General features: G+C 71.1%; 14 protein-coding genes. 7 read left to right on the top strand and 7 right to left on the bottom strand.

What is annotated here, in order from left to right; translation table 11 throughout:
- Positions 1–38: 38 nt before the first annotated feature.
- Genes NQV15_RS16555 through NQV15_RS16545 form a run of 3 tightly spaced genes read right to left on the bottom strand, consistent with a single transcriptional unit; the run spans position 39 to position 3,144 of the window.
- A complete protein-coding gene (locus NQV15_RS16555; protein WP_232403501.1) occupies positions 39–809 on the bottom strand; it encodes an SDR family NAD(P)-dependent oxidoreductase in 771 nt (256 codons plus the stop codon).
- A complete protein-coding gene (locus tag NQV15_RS16550) occupies positions 803–2,227 on the bottom strand; it encodes an FAD-dependent oxidoreductase (protein ID WP_232403499.1) in 1,425 nt (474 codons plus the stop codon). The genes NQV15_RS16555 and NQV15_RS16550 overlap by 7 nt, the downstream gene beginning before the upstream one ends.
- Positions 2,212–3,144: an isocitrate lyase/PEP mutase family protein gene (locus NQV15_RS16545; protein WP_232403497.1), complete on the bottom strand. Its 933-nt coding sequence runs from the start codon at positions 3,142–3,144 to the stop codon at positions 2,212–2,214. Before NQV15_RS16545 ends, NQV15_RS16550 begins: the two co-directional genes overlap by 16 nt.
- Positions 3,145–3,319: 175 nt before the next feature.
- On the opposite strand from NQV15_RS16545, the gene NQV15_RS16540 reads away from it, so the two are divergent.
- Positions 3,320–4,174 carry an alpha/beta fold hydrolase gene (locus NQV15_RS16540; protein ID WP_232403496.1) on the top strand — a complete coding sequence of 285 codons (855 nt, stop codon included), beginning with the start codon at positions 3,320–3,322 and terminating at the stop codon, positions 4,172–4,174.
- 10 nt (positions 4,175–4,184) lie between these two features.
- Positions 4,185–5,351: an acyl-CoA dehydrogenase family protein gene (locus NQV15_RS16535; protein WP_232403495.1), complete on the top strand. Its 1,167-nt coding sequence runs from the start codon at positions 4,185–4,187 to the stop codon at positions 5,349–5,351.
- A 36-nt stretch (positions 5,352–5,387) separates the two neighbouring features.
- On the opposite strand, the gene NQV15_RS16530 is transcribed toward NQV15_RS16535, so the two are convergent.
- From NQV15_RS16530 to NQV15_RS16515, 4 genes are all read right to left on the bottom strand, one after another.
- Positions 5,388–6,167, bottom strand: coding sequence for an IclR family transcriptional regulator (locus tag NQV15_RS16530; RefSeq protein ID WP_232403494.1), 780 nt, complete (start codon positions 6,165–6,167; stop codon positions 5,388–5,390).
- A 124-nt stretch (positions 6,168–6,291) separates the two neighbouring features.
- Positions 6,292–6,702, bottom strand: a complete 411-nt coding sequence (locus NQV15_RS16525) for a GlcG/HbpS family heme-binding protein (protein ID WP_232403493.1) — start codon at positions 6,700–6,702, stop codon at positions 6,292–6,294.
- The gene (locus NQV15_RS16520) at positions 6,699–8,006 is read right to left on the bottom strand and encodes a TetR/AcrR family transcriptional regulator (RefSeq protein WP_232403492.1); all 1,308 of its coding nucleotides are present in this window, start codon (positions 8,004–8,006) and stop codon (positions 6,699–6,701) included. The genes NQV15_RS16525 and NQV15_RS16520 overlap by 4 nt, the downstream gene beginning before the upstream one ends.
- A 74-nt stretch (positions 8,007–8,080) precedes the next feature.
- Positions 8,081–9,280 (bottom strand): multidrug effflux MFS transporter, encoded by a 1,200-nt coding sequence (locus tag NQV15_RS16515; RefSeq protein ID WP_232403491.1) that lies wholly within the window; start codon positions 9,278–9,280, stop codon positions 8,081–8,083.
- 253 nt (positions 9,281–9,533) lie between these two features.
- On the opposite strand from NQV15_RS16515, the gene NQV15_RS16510 reads away from it, so the two are divergent.
- The 5 genes from NQV15_RS16510 to NQV15_RS16490 all read left to right on the top strand — a co-directional run bounded on the left by NQV15_RS16510 (position 9,534) and on the right by NQV15_RS16490 (position 15,586).
- Positions 9,534–10,709, top strand: a complete 1,176-nt coding sequence (locus NQV15_RS16510) for a sugar ABC transporter substrate-binding protein (protein WP_232403490.1) — start codon at positions 9,534–9,536, stop codon at positions 10,707–10,709.
- Positions 10,709–12,238 carry a sugar ABC transporter ATP-binding protein gene (locus NQV15_RS16505; protein WP_232403489.1) on the top strand — a complete coding sequence of 510 codons (1,530 nt, stop codon included), beginning with the start codon at positions 10,709–10,711 and terminating at the stop codon, positions 12,236–12,238. Before NQV15_RS16510 ends, NQV15_RS16505 begins: the two co-directional genes overlap by 1 nt.
- Positions 12,231–13,328 (top strand): ABC transporter permease, encoded by a 1,098-nt coding sequence (locus tag NQV15_RS16500; protein ID WP_232403488.1) that lies wholly within the window; start codon positions 12,231–12,233, stop codon positions 13,326–13,328. The genes NQV15_RS16505 and NQV15_RS16500 overlap by 8 nt, the downstream gene beginning before the upstream one ends.
- 160 nt (positions 13,329–13,488) lie before the next feature.
- Positions 13,489–14,658: an acyl-CoA dehydrogenase family protein gene (locus NQV15_RS16495; protein WP_232403486.1), complete on the top strand. Its 1,170-nt coding sequence runs from the start codon at positions 13,489–13,491 to the stop codon at positions 14,656–14,658.
- Positions 14,659–14,680: 22 nt separating this feature from the next.
- Positions 14,681–15,586 carry a VOC family protein gene (locus tag NQV15_RS16490; RefSeq protein WP_232403484.1) on the top strand — a complete coding sequence of 302 codons (906 nt, stop codon included), beginning with the start codon at positions 14,681–14,683 and terminating at the stop codon, positions 15,584–15,586.
- The last annotated feature ends 83 nt before the right edge of the window (positions 15,587–15,669 follow it).

Here is a 15,669-nt window from a genome sequence, read left to right as displayed (position 1 = left end):
GGGGATTTCCTTTTCGTTGGTGGGGAGATGAGGGGAGGTCACCAGGCGGACCATCCGCCGTCGACGTACAGGACCTGGCCGGTCATGTACGAGGAGGCGGGGGAGGCGAGCAGCAGCAGCGGGCCGGCGAAGTCGTGCTCGGGGTCGCCGAGGCGGCCGAGCATCGTGCGACCGGCGAACCAGGCGAGCCGGTCGGGATCGGCGCCCAGGGCCGCGGTCATCTGGGTGGGGTAGAAGACGCCGGGCGCCAGGCAGTTGACGGTGATGCCGAGGGGTCCGAGCTCGGCGGCCAGCGCGCGGGTCACGTTGGCGACGCCCGCCTTGGAGGCGTAGTACGCCGACTCCGGGACGGGACCGACGCGCTCGGCGTACACCGTGGTCAGGTTGACGATGCGTCCCGGCCCGCCGCGCGCCGTCATGGCCCGCCCGGCCTCGCGGCCGACGAGCCAGGTGCCGGTCAGGTTGACGCGCACGACGTGCTCGAACTCCTCCAGCGTGGTCTGGTCGTACGGCTTGCGCAGCATGACGCCGGCGGCGTTGACCACGATGTCGACACCGCCGTGCTGCTCGGCGACCGCCGAGAACAGTGCGGCGACTGACGCCTCGTCGGTGACGTCGACCGCGTGCGCCGAGGCCGAGGTGGCCGCCGCGGTGCCGGCCAGGTCGTCGGCGCGGGCCGCGATGTCCGCGACGGCCAGCGTGGCGCCGTGCCCGGCGAGCGCCTGCGCGGCGCGCTCGCCGAGGCCGCCGGAGGCGGCGCCGATCACGAGGGCGACCTGTCCGGTGAGGTCGAAGGGGGTGGTCACCATGGCAGGTCACTGTCCTCTGCTGCTGCGTGGTTGCCGGCGATCCGGCCGAAGATGCCGGACTTGCCGATGGAGGTGCCGGTCATGTAGCCGGCGCCGTGGAATCCGCCGATGACCTCGCCGGCCGCGTACAGCCGGGGGATCGGCTCGCCGAACACGTCCAGGACCCGCATCTGCGGATCGACCGTCAGTCCGCAGTAGGTCGCCAGCACGACGGTCCCGGTCGGATGGGCGAAGTACGGAGGGTGGTCCAGCGCGAACGGAGTGCCCACCCGGCCCGACAGGTGCCGCCGGCCCAGGGGATCGGGCTCGCCGTGGATGATGGCCGCGTTGTACTCCGCGACGGTCGCGACGAGCGATCCGTCGGGCAGGCCGATCGCCCGCTCCAGCTCGTCGATCGTGTCGGCGCGCAGCAGCATCCCGGCGCGCTCGCGTCCGGCGAACTCGTAGATGGGCACCTCGTCGTTGGACTGCGCCATGACCTGCGCATCGAGCACCTGCCAGGTCGTGACGCCCGGCTGGACGAGCGCGGCATCGCCGATCTGCTTGTAGGGCAGTGACTCGTCGACGAAGCGGCGGCCGTCCCGGTTGACTGCGATCGCGCCCTTGTAGACCGCCAGGATGCCGGTGCCGTCCTCGTCGGGATGGGGCTCGGGGTAGATGCCGTAGGTGCCCTTGACGTACGGGGTGTCGACGATGCCTGCGCCGAGCTGCCAGGCCATCAGCATCCCGTCGCCGGTGCACCCGGGACCGCCCGCGTGCAGGGCGTGCTGCATCTGGGGGGCGAAGCGCGTCAGCAGCTCGGGACTCCGCGAGAAGCCGCCGGTCGCGATGACGACGGCATCGGCGCGGACCAGCTGCTTGTCGCCGGTCGTCGTCACGACCTCGACTCCCACGACCCGGCCGTCCTCGCGGACGATGCGGTGGGCGGCGGTGCTGGTCAGCAGGCGGGCGCCCAGCCGTCCCGCGGCCGTGAGCAGGCGGATCAGCATGCCGGTCGTGTCCGTGGGGTGCGAGCGCGGCGCCGACTGGCCCGAGGCCGCGTGCACCTGCCCGTACCGCACGCCGTGCCCCTTCAGCCAGCGGTAGGTGTCCATCTGGTGCTCGCAGTACAGATCGACCAGGGCCTCGTCCTGGGCGTGCCGCCCGGTCTCGAGCAGGTCCTGGCGCAGCAGCTCGACCGAGTCGTCGAGGCCCTGTGCCGCCTGCTCGTCCGTGCCGGCGAACGCGGACAGGCCCGCCGACCGGACGGTCGAGCCGCCGATGTCGGCGGTCTTCTCCAGCATCACCGCGTACTGGCCGGCCTCGGCGGCGGCGAGCAGGGCAGCGCAGCCGGCCAGGCCCGAGCCGAGCACCAGCACGCCGACGTGCTCGGGGAGGTGGTGCTGGTAGGGCAGGCCCGCGATCATCGGCCCGTCCACGGCTGGTCGTAGTGGGCCTCCGCCGCCGTGAACGCGGGCAGGTTGAACAGCTGCTGGCGCTCCGTCCAGGTCGCCATCCGGCCGGCCCGTGAGGCGGTCTCGCCGTGCGCCGCCAGGTGCGTCAGGGCCTCGCGGCCCGCGGCCATCATCGAGCGCATCAGGTAGTTCGCGAACAGGACGACCGAGAAGCCCAGGTCGACGTACTCCTGCAGCTCGAGCTGGGGCGTCTTGCCGCCCTCGACCACGTTGACGACCAGGGGGGTGCCCTTCAGCTCGCGGCCGACCCGCTCGAGCTCGTCGACCGAACGGGGAGCCTCCACGAACAACACATCGGCGCCGGCCTCGGCGTAGGCGTGGCCCCGCTCGATCGCGGCGTCGATCCCGTCCACGCTGCGGGCGTCGGTGCGGGCGATCAGCACCAGGGCGTCGTCGGTCCGCGCCTCCAGGGCTGCGGCGATCTTGGTCTGCATGTGCCCCATCGGGATGAGCGCGTGGTCGTCGAAGTGGCCGCACCGCTTGGGCATCTCCTGGTCCTCCAGCTGGATCGCGGCGGCCCCGGCGCGCTCGAGGATGCGCATCGTGCGCATCGTGGCCAGCGGTCCGCCGTACCCGGTGTCCGCGTCGACGACCAGCGGCAGATGCGTCGACTCGGTCAGCCGGGACACCTGGTCGGCCACCTCGCCGAGCGAGATCAGGCCCAGGTCCGGCACGCCGTACTGGGCATTGGCCAGGCCTGCGCCGGTGGCGTAGGCGGCACCGAATCCGGAGGTCTCCACCAGCCGGGCCCCGAGCGCGTCCGTGATGCCCGGCAGGACCAGCGGGGAGCCGGCCGCGAGCCGGGCGCGCAGCGCGAGCCGTCGCTCGTGGGCGCTGGGCGCGGGGCCGACCCCGGTCAGCGAGGTGACGTCGAAAGGCATGAGGATCTCCGGTTCGTGGTGTACCGGAAGGTTGGCACCGCGGTGCCCCGCACACCTCAGGTCACGTCCCGCTCCGCGGCACGAGGCACGAGGAACCTCGCGCCGAAGCGGCTTGAATTCACCGGACGACGCCACACCTCGGCGTCGCACACACCCTTTGGACCCAGGAGCACCCATGAGCGTCGAGCTGACCGAAGAAGGCACCAGCCGTTACGTCCAGACCAAGAGCTGGAAGCTGCACTACAACGAGGCCGGTGAGGGGCACCCCGTGATCCTCCTGCACGGCAGCGGCGCCGGCGCCACGGGATGGAGCAACTTCCGCCCCAACATCGGCCCGCTCTCGGAGCACTTCCGCGTCATCGCGTGGGACGCCCCGGGCTGGGGCCGCTCGGACTCGGCGCCGTCGGACCGGTACGACCACCCCGACGCCGTCATCGAGATGATGGACGAGCTCGGCATCGAGAAGGCAGCCCTGGTGGGCAACTCGATGGGCGGCATGATCAGTCTCGCGGTGGCCGCCCGGTACCCCGACCGCGTCTCCCACCTGATTACGATGGGACCGGGCAGCTTCCTGGAGCTGCCGACGATGTTCGGTCCCGGTGACGGCCCCAGCGAAGGGCTGAAGATCCTCTTCGAGGGCTACCGCAACCCGACGCCGGAGACCATGAAGAAGCTCGTCGACATCATGACGTTCTCGGCCGAGTTCGCCACCGACGAGCTGTCGCAGCTGCGGTCCGACTCCGCGCTGTCACGTCCTGACCACCTCGAGAACTTTCTCAAGGGCATGGCCGCAGGTCGCGGTCCCGTCTCGAGCCCGGCGACGCCCGCCGAGGTCTGCGGCATCACCGCGCCCAGCCTGCTGATCCACGGTCGCGATGACCGGGTGGTCCACTTCGAGCACTCGATGCGGTTGGTCTCGATGATCGCCGACTCGCGGCTCGTGCTGCTGAACCGCTGCGGTCACTGGGCGCAGATCGAGCACGCGGCGGAGTTCAACCGCCTCGTGGCCGACTTCGTCCAGAACAACTGAGGGCGCGGCGATGAGTGAGGCGCTGCGGCGCGTCGACGAGGCGGCCGAGGTCTTCGCGAACAGCGCGGCCCAGAGCGAGGCGCTGGGGCGGCTCACCGACGAGTCCGCCAAGCAGCTGCGCGACACCGGTGTCATCCGTATGCTCCAGCCGCGCGAGTACGGCGGGGACGAGGCGCACCCGGTCGAGTTCTTCGAGGCGGTCCTGAAGGTCGGGTCGCTGTGCGGCTCGGCCGGCTGGGTCTCCGGTGTCGTCGGCATCCACCCGTGGCAGCTCGGCCAGTGGGACAAGCGGCTGCAGGAGGAGCTGTGGGGCCAGGACCCGGACACCTGGATCGCATCGCCCTACGCCCCGATCGGGCGGGCCCGCAAGGTCGAGGGCGGCTACCGCTTCAGCGGCCGCTGGCCGTTCTCCTCAGGCACCGACCACTGTGACTGGATCATCCTCGGCGGCCTGATGGTCGACGATGACGGTGCGGTGCTCGACCCGGAGCCGCACAACTTCGTGCTGCCGCGTTCGGACTACACGATCCACCACGACTCGTGGGACGTCATCGGGCTGCGTGGCTCGGGCAGCAAGGACGTGTCGGTCGTCGACGCGTTCATCCCCGACTACCGGGTCAACAAGCCGTCGAACTTCCAGAACGGGATCCAGGCCGAGGAGGTCGGGCGGGACGATCCGCTCTACCAGCTGCCGTTCGGCACGATCTTCCCGGCGGCGATCAACGCGGCCACGCTCGCGATGGCCGAGGGCGCGCTGGGCGCCTTCGTCGACTTCACCCGGGCCCGGGTGACGGGCCGGGGCCCCAAGGCCGTGTCCGACCCGGTGCAGATGATCGCCCTGGGCGAGGCGGCCGCCGATGTGTCGGCCGGCCGCGTGCAGGTGCTGGACGACTGGAACCGGCTGTACGACATCGCCGCAGCGGGCGGGACGATCACCCGCGAGCAGCGCGTGGTCGTGCGTCGCAACAGCGTCCGCGCGGTGCGCCGGTCGGTCGACGCGATTGACCGGTTGTTCATGAACGCCGGCGGCGCCGCCCTGCAGCACAGCCAGCCGTTGCAGCGCTTCTGGCGTGACCTGCACGCCGGGATGAATCACATGTGCAATGTCGCGCACCCGCTGTACAAGGCCTACGGCGACGACCTGTTCGGTCTCGAGGTCGAGCCCTTCGGCTGGTGAGACCGGCCTGACGGGCCCGGCCCCCGGTCGGGCCCGTCAGGCCGCGAACGCGCGGGAGATCGCATCGGCCGTCCGGTGCACCTCTGCGGCGATCGATTCCGGGTTGAACCCGAGCGCCTGGCCGCTGACCGAGACCGCCGCGACGGCGCGACCGTCACGCAGCACCGGGGCGGCCGCGCAGACCAGCCCGAGCTGGATCTCCTCGCGGTCGAAGGCGACGCCCTTGGCCCGGACGCGCCCCAGCTCCTGCAGCAGTCGTGCCGGGTCCGCGATCGAGTAGGCCGTCCGGCGGGGCAGCCCGCTGCGCAGGACACGGCCGATCGTCTCGCGGTCGCTGAAGGCCAGGATCGCCTTGCCCAGCGATGAGCAGGACGCCGGCATCCGCCCGCCGACCGTCGTGGCGACGTTGACGGCGCCCGGGCCGTGCAGCTTCTCGACGTACACCACCTCGGTGCCGTCGAGCACCGCCAGGTGCACGACCTTCTGGGTGCGCGTGAACAGCTGGCCGAGCAGGGGAGCGGCCACGTCGCGCAGCCCGTGCGGCAGGCAGATCGGCACGCTGTTGCCGAGCTCGAACAGGTGGCGGCCCAGGCAGTAGTCGGTGCCGTGACGCTCGACGTAGCCGCCGCGCTCCAGGTGGGCGAGCAGGCGGAAGGCGGTGGACTTGGACACCCCGGCGCGCCGGGCGATCTCGCTGACGCCCACGGTCGGCCCGGCGCCGCGGAAGGCATCGAGCAGCAGGAGGGCCTTCATGACCGAGGGTGTCGTGCTGCTGTCGGCCTCGACCGGCGTCGGGGCGGTGTCGAGCATGGTCATGCGTCCTCCTGGCGTACGAGCGTGACGGGGATCACGGTTTCCTAAATGTAACGCTCGATACAGGGAACGGGAAGAGGAGATGACGAAAAGATTTCCACTGGACGGAAAATCGGGTGCGCCGTGGTCAGGAGGCGGCAGCGGCAGCGGTCGCGGCGCACGCGACGTCGTCATCGGGATGCGCCCCGCTGACCCCGACCGCCCCGACGCACCGGCCGTCGGCCATCAGCGGCAGACCGCCGGGCAGTGTCGTCAGGGGGTGGGCCACCTGCCCGGCGAGAAGGTCGAGCAGCTCGGGATGCGCCTCGCGCAGATCGGCGAGATCGCTCGTCGGCCTGCCCATGGCCGCGGCCGTCGCGGCCTTGGCCCGGGCCACGCCGGGCGTGAACCACGCGGCGCCATCGCCCCGGACGACCACGAGGTCGTGCCCCCGCTCGTCCACGACGGCGACCGAGACTCGGAGGCCACGGGAGGCCGCCTCCGCGAGGGCGGTGTCCGCGACCGCTGTGGCAGCGTCCCGGTCCAGGCGTGCGGTCACGCCGGCTCCTGCGCGGCGGCCAGCATCGTGACGACCAGGTCGATGAACAGCTCGACGTCCCAGGTGGGCACGTCGATCTGGTTGGAGAAGAACAGGCCGTCGGACGACAGCAGCATCAGGCGGGACATGACGGCGGGCACCCCGGCGCCGACGGTGGGTCCCAGCGCGGCGGTGAACCACTCGGTGCTGGTCTGCTCGGCGCTGTCGCGGACGGCGATGAACGTCGCCCTGGCCCGGGGCGGGTCGTCGCGCCGAAGCAGCAGCAGGAGGTGGCCGATGCGTAGGAACGGTGGCCGGGCGGTCAGGCTGCGCAGGCTGACCGACAGGTAGCGGTGCACCTCGGTCTCCCAGCTCGCTCCGGCCCGGACGGGCAGCCAGGCGGGCTGGGCGGCGAACCAGGCGCGATACGAGTCCTCGATCACCGCGCCGATGAGATCGTCCTTGTCCGCGAAGTGCCAGTACAGCGAGCTGGCCGACACCCCGGCGTGCCGGCAGATCCGCGAGATCGTCGCGCCCTCGTAGCCACTCTCGGCGGCGACCTCGGCCGCCGCCTGCAGCAGGCGCAGCCGGCCCCCCTCCCGGCCTCCGGGATCGACCGGCTCGGTCTCCTGCCCGTCAGGGGCGGACGGGGTGCGCCAGGCCGGAGCGGCGGTGGCGCTGGAGGCGGCGCCCGCGGTCAGGGCCTGCGCGGCCGCGTCCAGACCTGTGGCGAGGGCGCGCAGCACCGGCTCCACGTCCGTCTCCCGGTCCGACTCGTGCGCCAGGAAGTAGCCGTCCATCGTGACCATCGTCAGCAGGGCCATGGCCTTGGCGTGCCCGGGGTCGAGGTGCGCGGGGCCGTCGGTGGCCAGCGACTTGGCCCACCAGACCTCGAGCTGGTCGAGGGCGGCCCGGCGCACCTGCAGGAACCGGTCGCGGGCCAGCGCACCCACCGCCGGACCGGTCTCCAGCGCGATCAGGAGGCCCATGCGCCAGAAGCCGGGCTCCTGGTCGAGGCCGGCCGACACGGCGCGCAGCTGCTGCAGCAGCGCCTCGCGACGCGGCCGGGCGATGTCCAGTGCGGCCCACCGTGGCGCGACGGCGACCCACCGGCGGTACCCGTGCTCGAGGGCGTCGGCGAGCAGCTCGTCCTTGCTGTGGAAGTGCCAGTAGATCGAGCTCGCCGACAGCCCGCTGGCTCGGGTGACATCGCCCAGCGTGGTTCCGACGTATCCTCGCTCGCCGGCGATGCGCAGGGTGACGTCGAGGATGGCGTGGCGCGACGCCTGGCCCTGCTCGTGCACGCGCTGGGTTTTTCGGGGCATCGCTCCACTCCACTGGCAGGGGCCTCGGTGACGAGGTCCGATCCTATTCGGCGCCGCTGGTCGCGGCACCGCCGCTACGACCTGCGCAGGGCCACCCGCAGGGCCAGCAGGCTGCCGAGGCCTGCCGCGGCCATCGTGATGCCCATGACCTCGCCGGACGTGCCACCCACGGACACCAGCGGCGGTATCGCCGCACCGAACAGGAACTGGCTGGTGCCCAGGAGCGCTGCTGCCGATCCCGCCCGGCCGGCATGTGGCCCGAGGGCGAGCGAGGTGCAGCTTCCCATCGACATGCCGAGACCGGCGAGCACGAGCCACAGGGCCACGAGGGGGACGGCCAGCGGTGCGTCGAGCGCGAAGGCGATGGCGAGCGATGTCGTGGCCGCGGCGATGAGCAGCAGGCCGGCCCGCAGCATGCGGGCCGGGCCCGTCCGGGCCACCAGCCGGGCACCGACCTGGCTGCCGATGATCATGCCGACCGCATTGGCGCCGAAGGTCAGCGCATAGGCCACCGGCCCCAGCCCGAAGTCGTTGCGCAGCACGAACGAGCTCATCGAGATGTAGGTGAACAGCACGATGCCCAGGAGCGCCGTGATCGCCATGAACGAGCGGAAGTGCGGATCAGCGAGCAATGTCCGCAGGGCGCGTTGGTGCGACGGCGCCGCGGCGCGGACCTCCGGCGGATGGGTCTCGTCCAGGCACCACCAGCACGCAGCGAGCAGGAGGCTCGCGATGGCGCCGAGCAGGACGAAGATCCCGCGCCAGTCGGTCACGGTGAGCAGCTGTCCGCCGAGCACAGGCCCGATGACGGGGGCCAGGCCCATCACCAGGATCAGGTCGGAGTAGACCTTCGCGGCGCGGGCCCCGTCGTACACGTCGCGCACGATCGCGCGGGCGATGACCAGCGCCGCGGCGCCGGCCAGCCCTTGCACGAGCCGCAGGACCAGCAGCAGGACGATGTTGGTGGCGACCGCGCACAGGAACGACGTCACGACCAGGATCAGGACACCCCACCGCAGGGGCCCGGTCCGGCCGATCCGGTCGCTCAGGGGTCCGGCGACGAGCTGTCCCAGCGCGAGACCCACCAGACAGACCGACATCGTCAGCTGCCCCGCTGCCTCCGAGGTGCCCATCGATCGCGCGAGATCGGGCAGGGCCGGCAGGTACAGGTCCGTCACCAGGGGCCCGGTCGCCGTGAGGGCGCCCAGCGTCAGCAGGCCACGTCGGGACAGCTTCTCCTGGGTCGGGCGGGGATCGCGCAACGCTTCGCTCATGGCCGCACCCTCCCGGAGACGGCCGCTGCTGCGCGACTGCTGCGTTCTTCCCAGTGGAACGGCGGCCCGATCCGGCGATCTGCCCGCGGGTGTCCCGCTGTGCGGCACGAAACGCTGTGTGACCCACCGCACTGTTGGTCATGGTCAGCGAACCGGACGCACACCGGTCTCCCGGCTCTCGTGCACCGGCACCGCAATCTCGGACCCATCCCGCCGTGGCCATCGGGCTCACGGCACGGCAGAAGGAACGTCCATGGCACTTGTTCGTCACACCACCAGGCCCCGTGTGGCCGTCGCCGCCGCGGTCGCCGCGTTCGCGATGCTCGGCGCGTGCGCGCAGGGCTCCGAGCAGGAGGCCGGGAACGACGGCTCCGATGCGGACAGCGCGGCCGGCATCGCCGCTGCGAAGGACACGATCGCCGCGCTGAGCAAGCCGGTCACCGAGTACCCCGCCGAGCCGGCACTGTCCAAGCCCGTCGACCTGAAGGGCAAGAAGGTCACCGTCATCCCCCTGGGCGACAACATCCCGGTGATCCACGGTGTCGCCATCGGCGTCGAGGACGCGCTGGAGCCGCTGGGCGCCTCGGTCTCGATCTGTGACGGCAAGTTCAACCCGAGCTCGGTCGCGGACTGCCTCAAGCAGGCCGGCGACCAGGGCGCCGACGCCGTCATCTCGCTGTTCATCGACTACGAGATGGCCGGCACGGCCTTCGACGCCCTCGCCAAGAGGGGCGTCCCGGTCGTCGTGGGCGGTGTCGCCCCCAGCGGCGGACGCACGTCCGACGACACCCTGGCGTTCTACGACAACACCGGCCGGGTCAGCAAGCTGTACGAGACCATGAGCGAGGCGGCCGTGGCCCACGGCGGGGCGGCCACCAATGTGCTGTGGCTGCGCCTGATGGACTCCACGACGACGCGCAGCGCCAGCGATGCCGGCATCAAGAAGTTCAAGCAGCTGTGCCCGAGCTGCGGTGTGGCGACCGCCGACTTCACGACCGCGAACATCGACAAGCTGCCCTCCGCGGTCAGCTCGGCGCTCGTCGCCAACAAGGACACCACCACGATGATCGTGCCGGTCGACAGCTTCGTCCCGCCGGCCATGCAAGGCCTGCAGGCCGCGGGCCTGGCCGACAAGGTCAAGGTCGTCTCGTCCAGCTCGGACCTGGCCGGCCTGCAGCGCGTCCGCGACGGGCAGCAGATCTCCGATCTCGGCACCCCGGTGATCTACGAGGGCTGGAAGTACGCCAACGCCCTGATGCAGCTGCTCGCCGGCGACGAGGTCCAGAAGGCCGACGCGATGGTCACGCGCGACTTCAACCCCGACAACATCGGTGAGCTGGAGCTGACCGACAAGGCGTACTTCACGCCCGACTGGTTCGGCGGCGGCGAGTTCAAGCAGGCGTTCCGCACCGCGTGGGGCGTGAAGTAATGACGGCCCCCCGGCTGGAGGCACGCAACGCGAGCAAGACCTTCGGTCCTGCCACGGTGCTCAGCGATGCTCACCTCGTGGTCCAGCCGGGGGAGATCCACTCACTCGTGGGTCAGAACGGGTCGGGCAAGTCGACGCTGGTCAAGATCCTGACCGGCTACCACTCGCCCGACTCCGGCATGACGCTGTCGGTCGGCGGCCGGCCGCTCGCCCTGCCGGTGCAGTGGCGGGCGGCGCAGGCCGCGGGCATCTCGGTGGTCCACCAGGACATGGGCCTGCTGGACCACCTGTCGGTCAGCGAGAACATCGGCGTCGGCGGGTTCGCCCGCTCCGGTCTGACCCGGCGCATCGACTGGAAGCGGCAGGACGCCGTCGCGGCCGAGCTGCTCGAACGGCTCCAGATCCCGGTCTCGCCACGAGCGACCGTGGGTGAGCTGCCGCCGTCGTACCGCGCCGGCGTCGCGATCGCCCGCGCGCTGCGCGGCACGGTGTCCGGGGAGGGCGTCATGATCCTCGACGAGGCGACCCGTGCCCTGCCGCGTGACGAGCTGCTGCGGATCCATGAGCTGCTGCACCGTGTCGTCGCCACCGGTACCTCCGTCCTGATGGTGAGCCACAACCTCGAGGAGGTGCTGACGCTCAGCCACCGGGTGACAGTGCTGCGCGACGGCCGCGTGGCCGGCGCGGGAGTGCCGACGTCGGAGCTGACCGAGGCGTCGCTGGCCGGGCTCATGCTCGGCAAGGCGGTCGGGGCGGTCGACCGACACCTCCAGGCCCCGGTGTCGGAGGTCGCGGCACGTATCGAGAACCTGCCGGTCGACGGCGGGTCGTTGTCGATCACGGTCCAGCGCGGTGAGGTCGTGGGGTTGACCGGCCTGCCGGGAACCGGGTTCGAGCAGGTGCCCTATCTGCTCGCCGGGGCGGCCGCCCCGACGGGCGGGACCGTCACCACCGCATCGGGCACGATCGATCTGGCCACCTGCGACGTGGCGGGGGCCCTGGCCGCGGGTATCGCGCTGGTGCCCGAGCGCCGCGTGCGCGACGGGCTGGCCGTCGAGCTCAGCGTGCGGGACAACCTCACGCTGCCGAACATCCGCCGCCGCGGACGCCCGTGGCTGGTGCGTCGGGGCTGGCAGGACGAGCTCACCGAGCGGTCCATCGCCGGCCTGGACATCAAGACCAGCTCGGGCGCCGCGCTGGTCAAGGAGCTCAGCGGCGGCAACCAGCAGAAGGTCCTGTTCGCCAAGTGGCTCGCCACCGACCCGGACCTGCTGGTGCTGCACGAGCCGACGCAGGCGGTCGACGTCGGGGCGCGGTCGGATCTCCTGCGGGCGATCTGCGATGCCGCGGCCGCCGGCCGCGGCGTCCTGCTGGTCAGCACCGAGCCGACCGACCTGACCCAGATCTGCGACCGGATCCTCGTCCTGCACCCGGGCCGACCGCCGCACGAGCTGCACACCCGAGACCCCGAGGACGTCCTCGAGGCGACCTACTCAGTCCCCACGACCGCAGGAGCCCTCCATGGCTGAAGCCACCCGTCCGCAGGCCGCAGTGGCCGGCGTCGTCAGCGACCAGGACACCGCCGACAGGATCATCAGCGACGGAGCCCCCGCGGCGCCGTCAACCGACCAGCCGTCCCTGACACCTCATCCGGGCCGCAGCCGCGGTCGCGCGATCGTGCACACGCTGCTGTCGAAGTACGCCCTGATCGGGGTGTGGGCGCTCATGGCGTTGTACTTCTACTCGCAGGTTCCCGACACCTTCGGCACGAGCGGGACGTTCTCGTCGATCTTCGGCTCACAGCAGGTGCTGGTCTTCCTGGCCATGTCGGCACTGGTGACCCTCGTCGTCGGCGAGTTCGACCTGTCGGTGGCCTCGATGATGGGCATCAGCGCGACAATCATCCCCGTCCTGGCGGGCGTGCACGGCATGAACATCGTGCTGGCCTGTGTGCTCGGCGTCGGCGCCGCGGTACTGGCCGGCGTCGTCAACGCCTTCTTCGTGGTGGTGCTCGACGTGTCGTCGTTCGTCGTCACGCTGGGCATGGCGACCCTGCTGACGGGCATCGCCCAGGCGGTCTCCGGATCGACGATCGTGTCGGTGCGCAGCGAGGGCCTGGCCCGGCTGTCGATCGGCGAGGTGCTGGGCATGCCGGTCTCCTTCTACTACGGCATCCTGCTCGCGGTCGTGCTGGCGTACGTCCTGGCCTGGACACCGCTGGGTCGCTCCATGATCTTCGTGGGCGCCAACCGTGAGGTGGCGCGGCTCGCGGGCATCCGGGTCCAGCGGGTGCGTTTCGGCGCCTACGTCGTCGCCGGGGTGCTCGCCGGGCTGGCCGGCCTGATCCTGGTCGCGACCGTCGGTGGCTTCGACTCCTCGACGTCCGGCACCTACCTGCTGCCGGCGCTGGCCGCGGTGTTCCTCGGCACGGCCGTGGTGCAGCCGGGCGCGTTCAACCCGATCGGCACGATGATCGCGATCTACTTCCTGACCACCGGCATCTTCGGCCTGCAGCTGCTGGGCTACTCCGGCTGGATCCAGAACGTCTTCTACGGAGCCGGCCTGGTCGTGGCCGTCGCCCTGGCCAAGATCGTGCGGGACCGCTCCCGCACCGCATGACCGGCGCCGGCGTCGTGCCACTGCCCGGAACAGGCTCGTTGTGGCGCACGCCACACGGATCTACCTTCTCTGTAGTGATCGCTTCAGGCGCTTCGGCGGCTCGGATCATTCCCACCCCTGGCGCGGCGCAGCTGCCGGACGCCGCACACGAGGAGCACACATGCACGAGGTGACAGACAACGTCAGCAAGGTCGCCGACGTCCTGCGCGGGGAGGCCCGGCCCAGCGACGAGCTCGGACGCCTGACCGATCGCACGGTCGACGCGATCCGGGGCACCGGGCTGGTGCGGCTGCTGCAGCCCAAGGAGTACTCGGGCTACGAGGCCCACCCGAACGACTTCCTCGAGGCGGTCATGGCCGTGGGCATCGCATCGCCCTCGGCCGGATGGGTCTCGGGCGTCGTGGGCGTCCACCCGTGGGAGATCGCGATGATGGACCCGCGCCTGCAGGAGGAGATCTGGGGCGAGGACCCCGACACGTGGACGGCCTCGCCGTACGCTCCCTTCGGCCGGGCGACCCCGGTCGACGGAGGATTCCTGTTCACCGGCCAGTGGCCGTACTCGACCGGCACCGACCACGCCGAGTGGGTCATCCTGGGCGGCATCGTCGTGGATGCGGCCGGGCAGGTCGGCACACCGCCCGACATCCGGCACTTCGTGATCCCGCGCAAGGACTACGAGATCGTCGAGGACTCCTGGAACGTCATGGGCCTGGAGGGCACCGGCTCCAAGGACGTCCGGATGACCGATGTGTTCATCCCGGACTATCGCGTCGTCGAGGCCGGCACGATGATCGCCGGCGGGTACGAGCACCGGCAGGAGGGCAACCCCCTGTACCGGATGAAGTTCCCGCTGATCTTCTCGGCCGCCATCGCGGCCGGCACCCAGGGCATCGCGCAGGGCGCCATCGCGGTCTACCGCGACTACATGGCCCAGCGGGTCTCCGCCGACGGCATCACCGCACGCACCGACGTCAACCAGCTCATCGTGTTCGGCGAGGCCTCGGCCGATGTCGCGGCCAGCCGTTCGCACCTGCTGACATCGGTCGCGGAGGTCTTCGACCATGTGTCGGCCGGCGGCGAGCTCAGCCGCAGCCAGCGTCTGACCTTCCGGCGCGACCAGGTGCGGGCCTCGCGTCGGTGCGCCGACGCCGTCGACCGGCTCTACAAGATCAGCGGCGCCAGCGGCATCCGCAAGGACTTCCCCAATGAGCGCTACTGGCGTGACCTGCAGGTCGCGCTCAGCCACATCTGCAATGTCGCGGAGAACATCTACGCCGGCTGGTCGACCGATGATCTCGGCGGCGAAGCATCTCCGGCCCTGTACGTCTGACCCCACCCCAAGGAGCACCACCATGATCAAGTCCCTTGCCTACCTCGGGGTCAACTCGCCCCGGACGCAGGACTGGCGCCGCTTCGGCACCCAGTTCCTGGGCGCCGAGCTCGCCGAGGACGGCGCTGACGGATCGGTCCGCCTGCGCGTCGACGACGCCGCGTGGCGCCTGCAGATCCACCCCGCCGAGACCGACTCGGTCGCGTACTTCGGCTGGGCGGTCGACCACGAGGAGGACCTGGACGTCGTCGTGCGAAAGCTCGAGGCAGCCGGTGTCCGCGCCGTGCGCGGCAGCGACGAGCTGGCCGAGCAGCGCAACGTCAACCGGCTGGTGACCTTCACCGATCCGTGGGGCTTCCCGCACGAGATCACGTGGGGTCAGCACTTCTACCCCGCGACGTTCCGGCCGGGCCGGGCGAGCTCCGGTTTCGTCACCGGCTCGCAGGGTCTGGGCCACGTCCTGCTGATGATGCCCGACATCGAAGCCGGTCACGCCTTCTTCTCCGGCGTCCTGGACTTCCAGCTGTCGGACAAGATCATCGTCCCGGGTCAGCTCAACGCCCGGTTCTACCACGTCAACGCACGCCACCACACGCTCGCGCTGGGGCAGTGCCCCCCGGGTGTCGGCGTGTTCAACCACCTGATGCTGCAGGTCAAGTCGATCGACGACGTGGGCACCGCCTACGACATGCTCGACGAGATGGACGTCCCGCTGACCCTGAGCCTGGGCCGGCACACCAATGACAAGACGTTCAGCTTCTACTGCGCCACGCCCTCGCAGTTCAACATCGAGATCGGCTACGACGGTGTCGAGGTCGGCGGCGACTGGGTGCCGTACACGTACGGCACCCCCGCCATCTGGGGCCACAAGCTTGATCCCGAGGCGAAGAACCGCCCGCCGGGAATCGTGCACCAGCTGGCCCAGTGACATCAGGAGCGCCGCCCGACGAGATCGTCGGGCGGCGCTCCTGTCATGTCCGGAACCGGTCGGAGGCCCCTTGGGTGAGGCCC

The sequence above is a fragment of the Aeromicrobium wangtongii genome (assembly GCF_024584515.1).
Classification (GTDB): domain Bacteria; phylum Actinomycetota; class Actinomycetes; order Propionibacteriales; family Nocardioidaceae; genus Aeromicrobium; species Aeromicrobium wangtongii.
The sequence above is the reverse complement of the archived record's forward strand: the minus strand, read 5'-3'. Positions and strand labels throughout refer to the sequence as shown.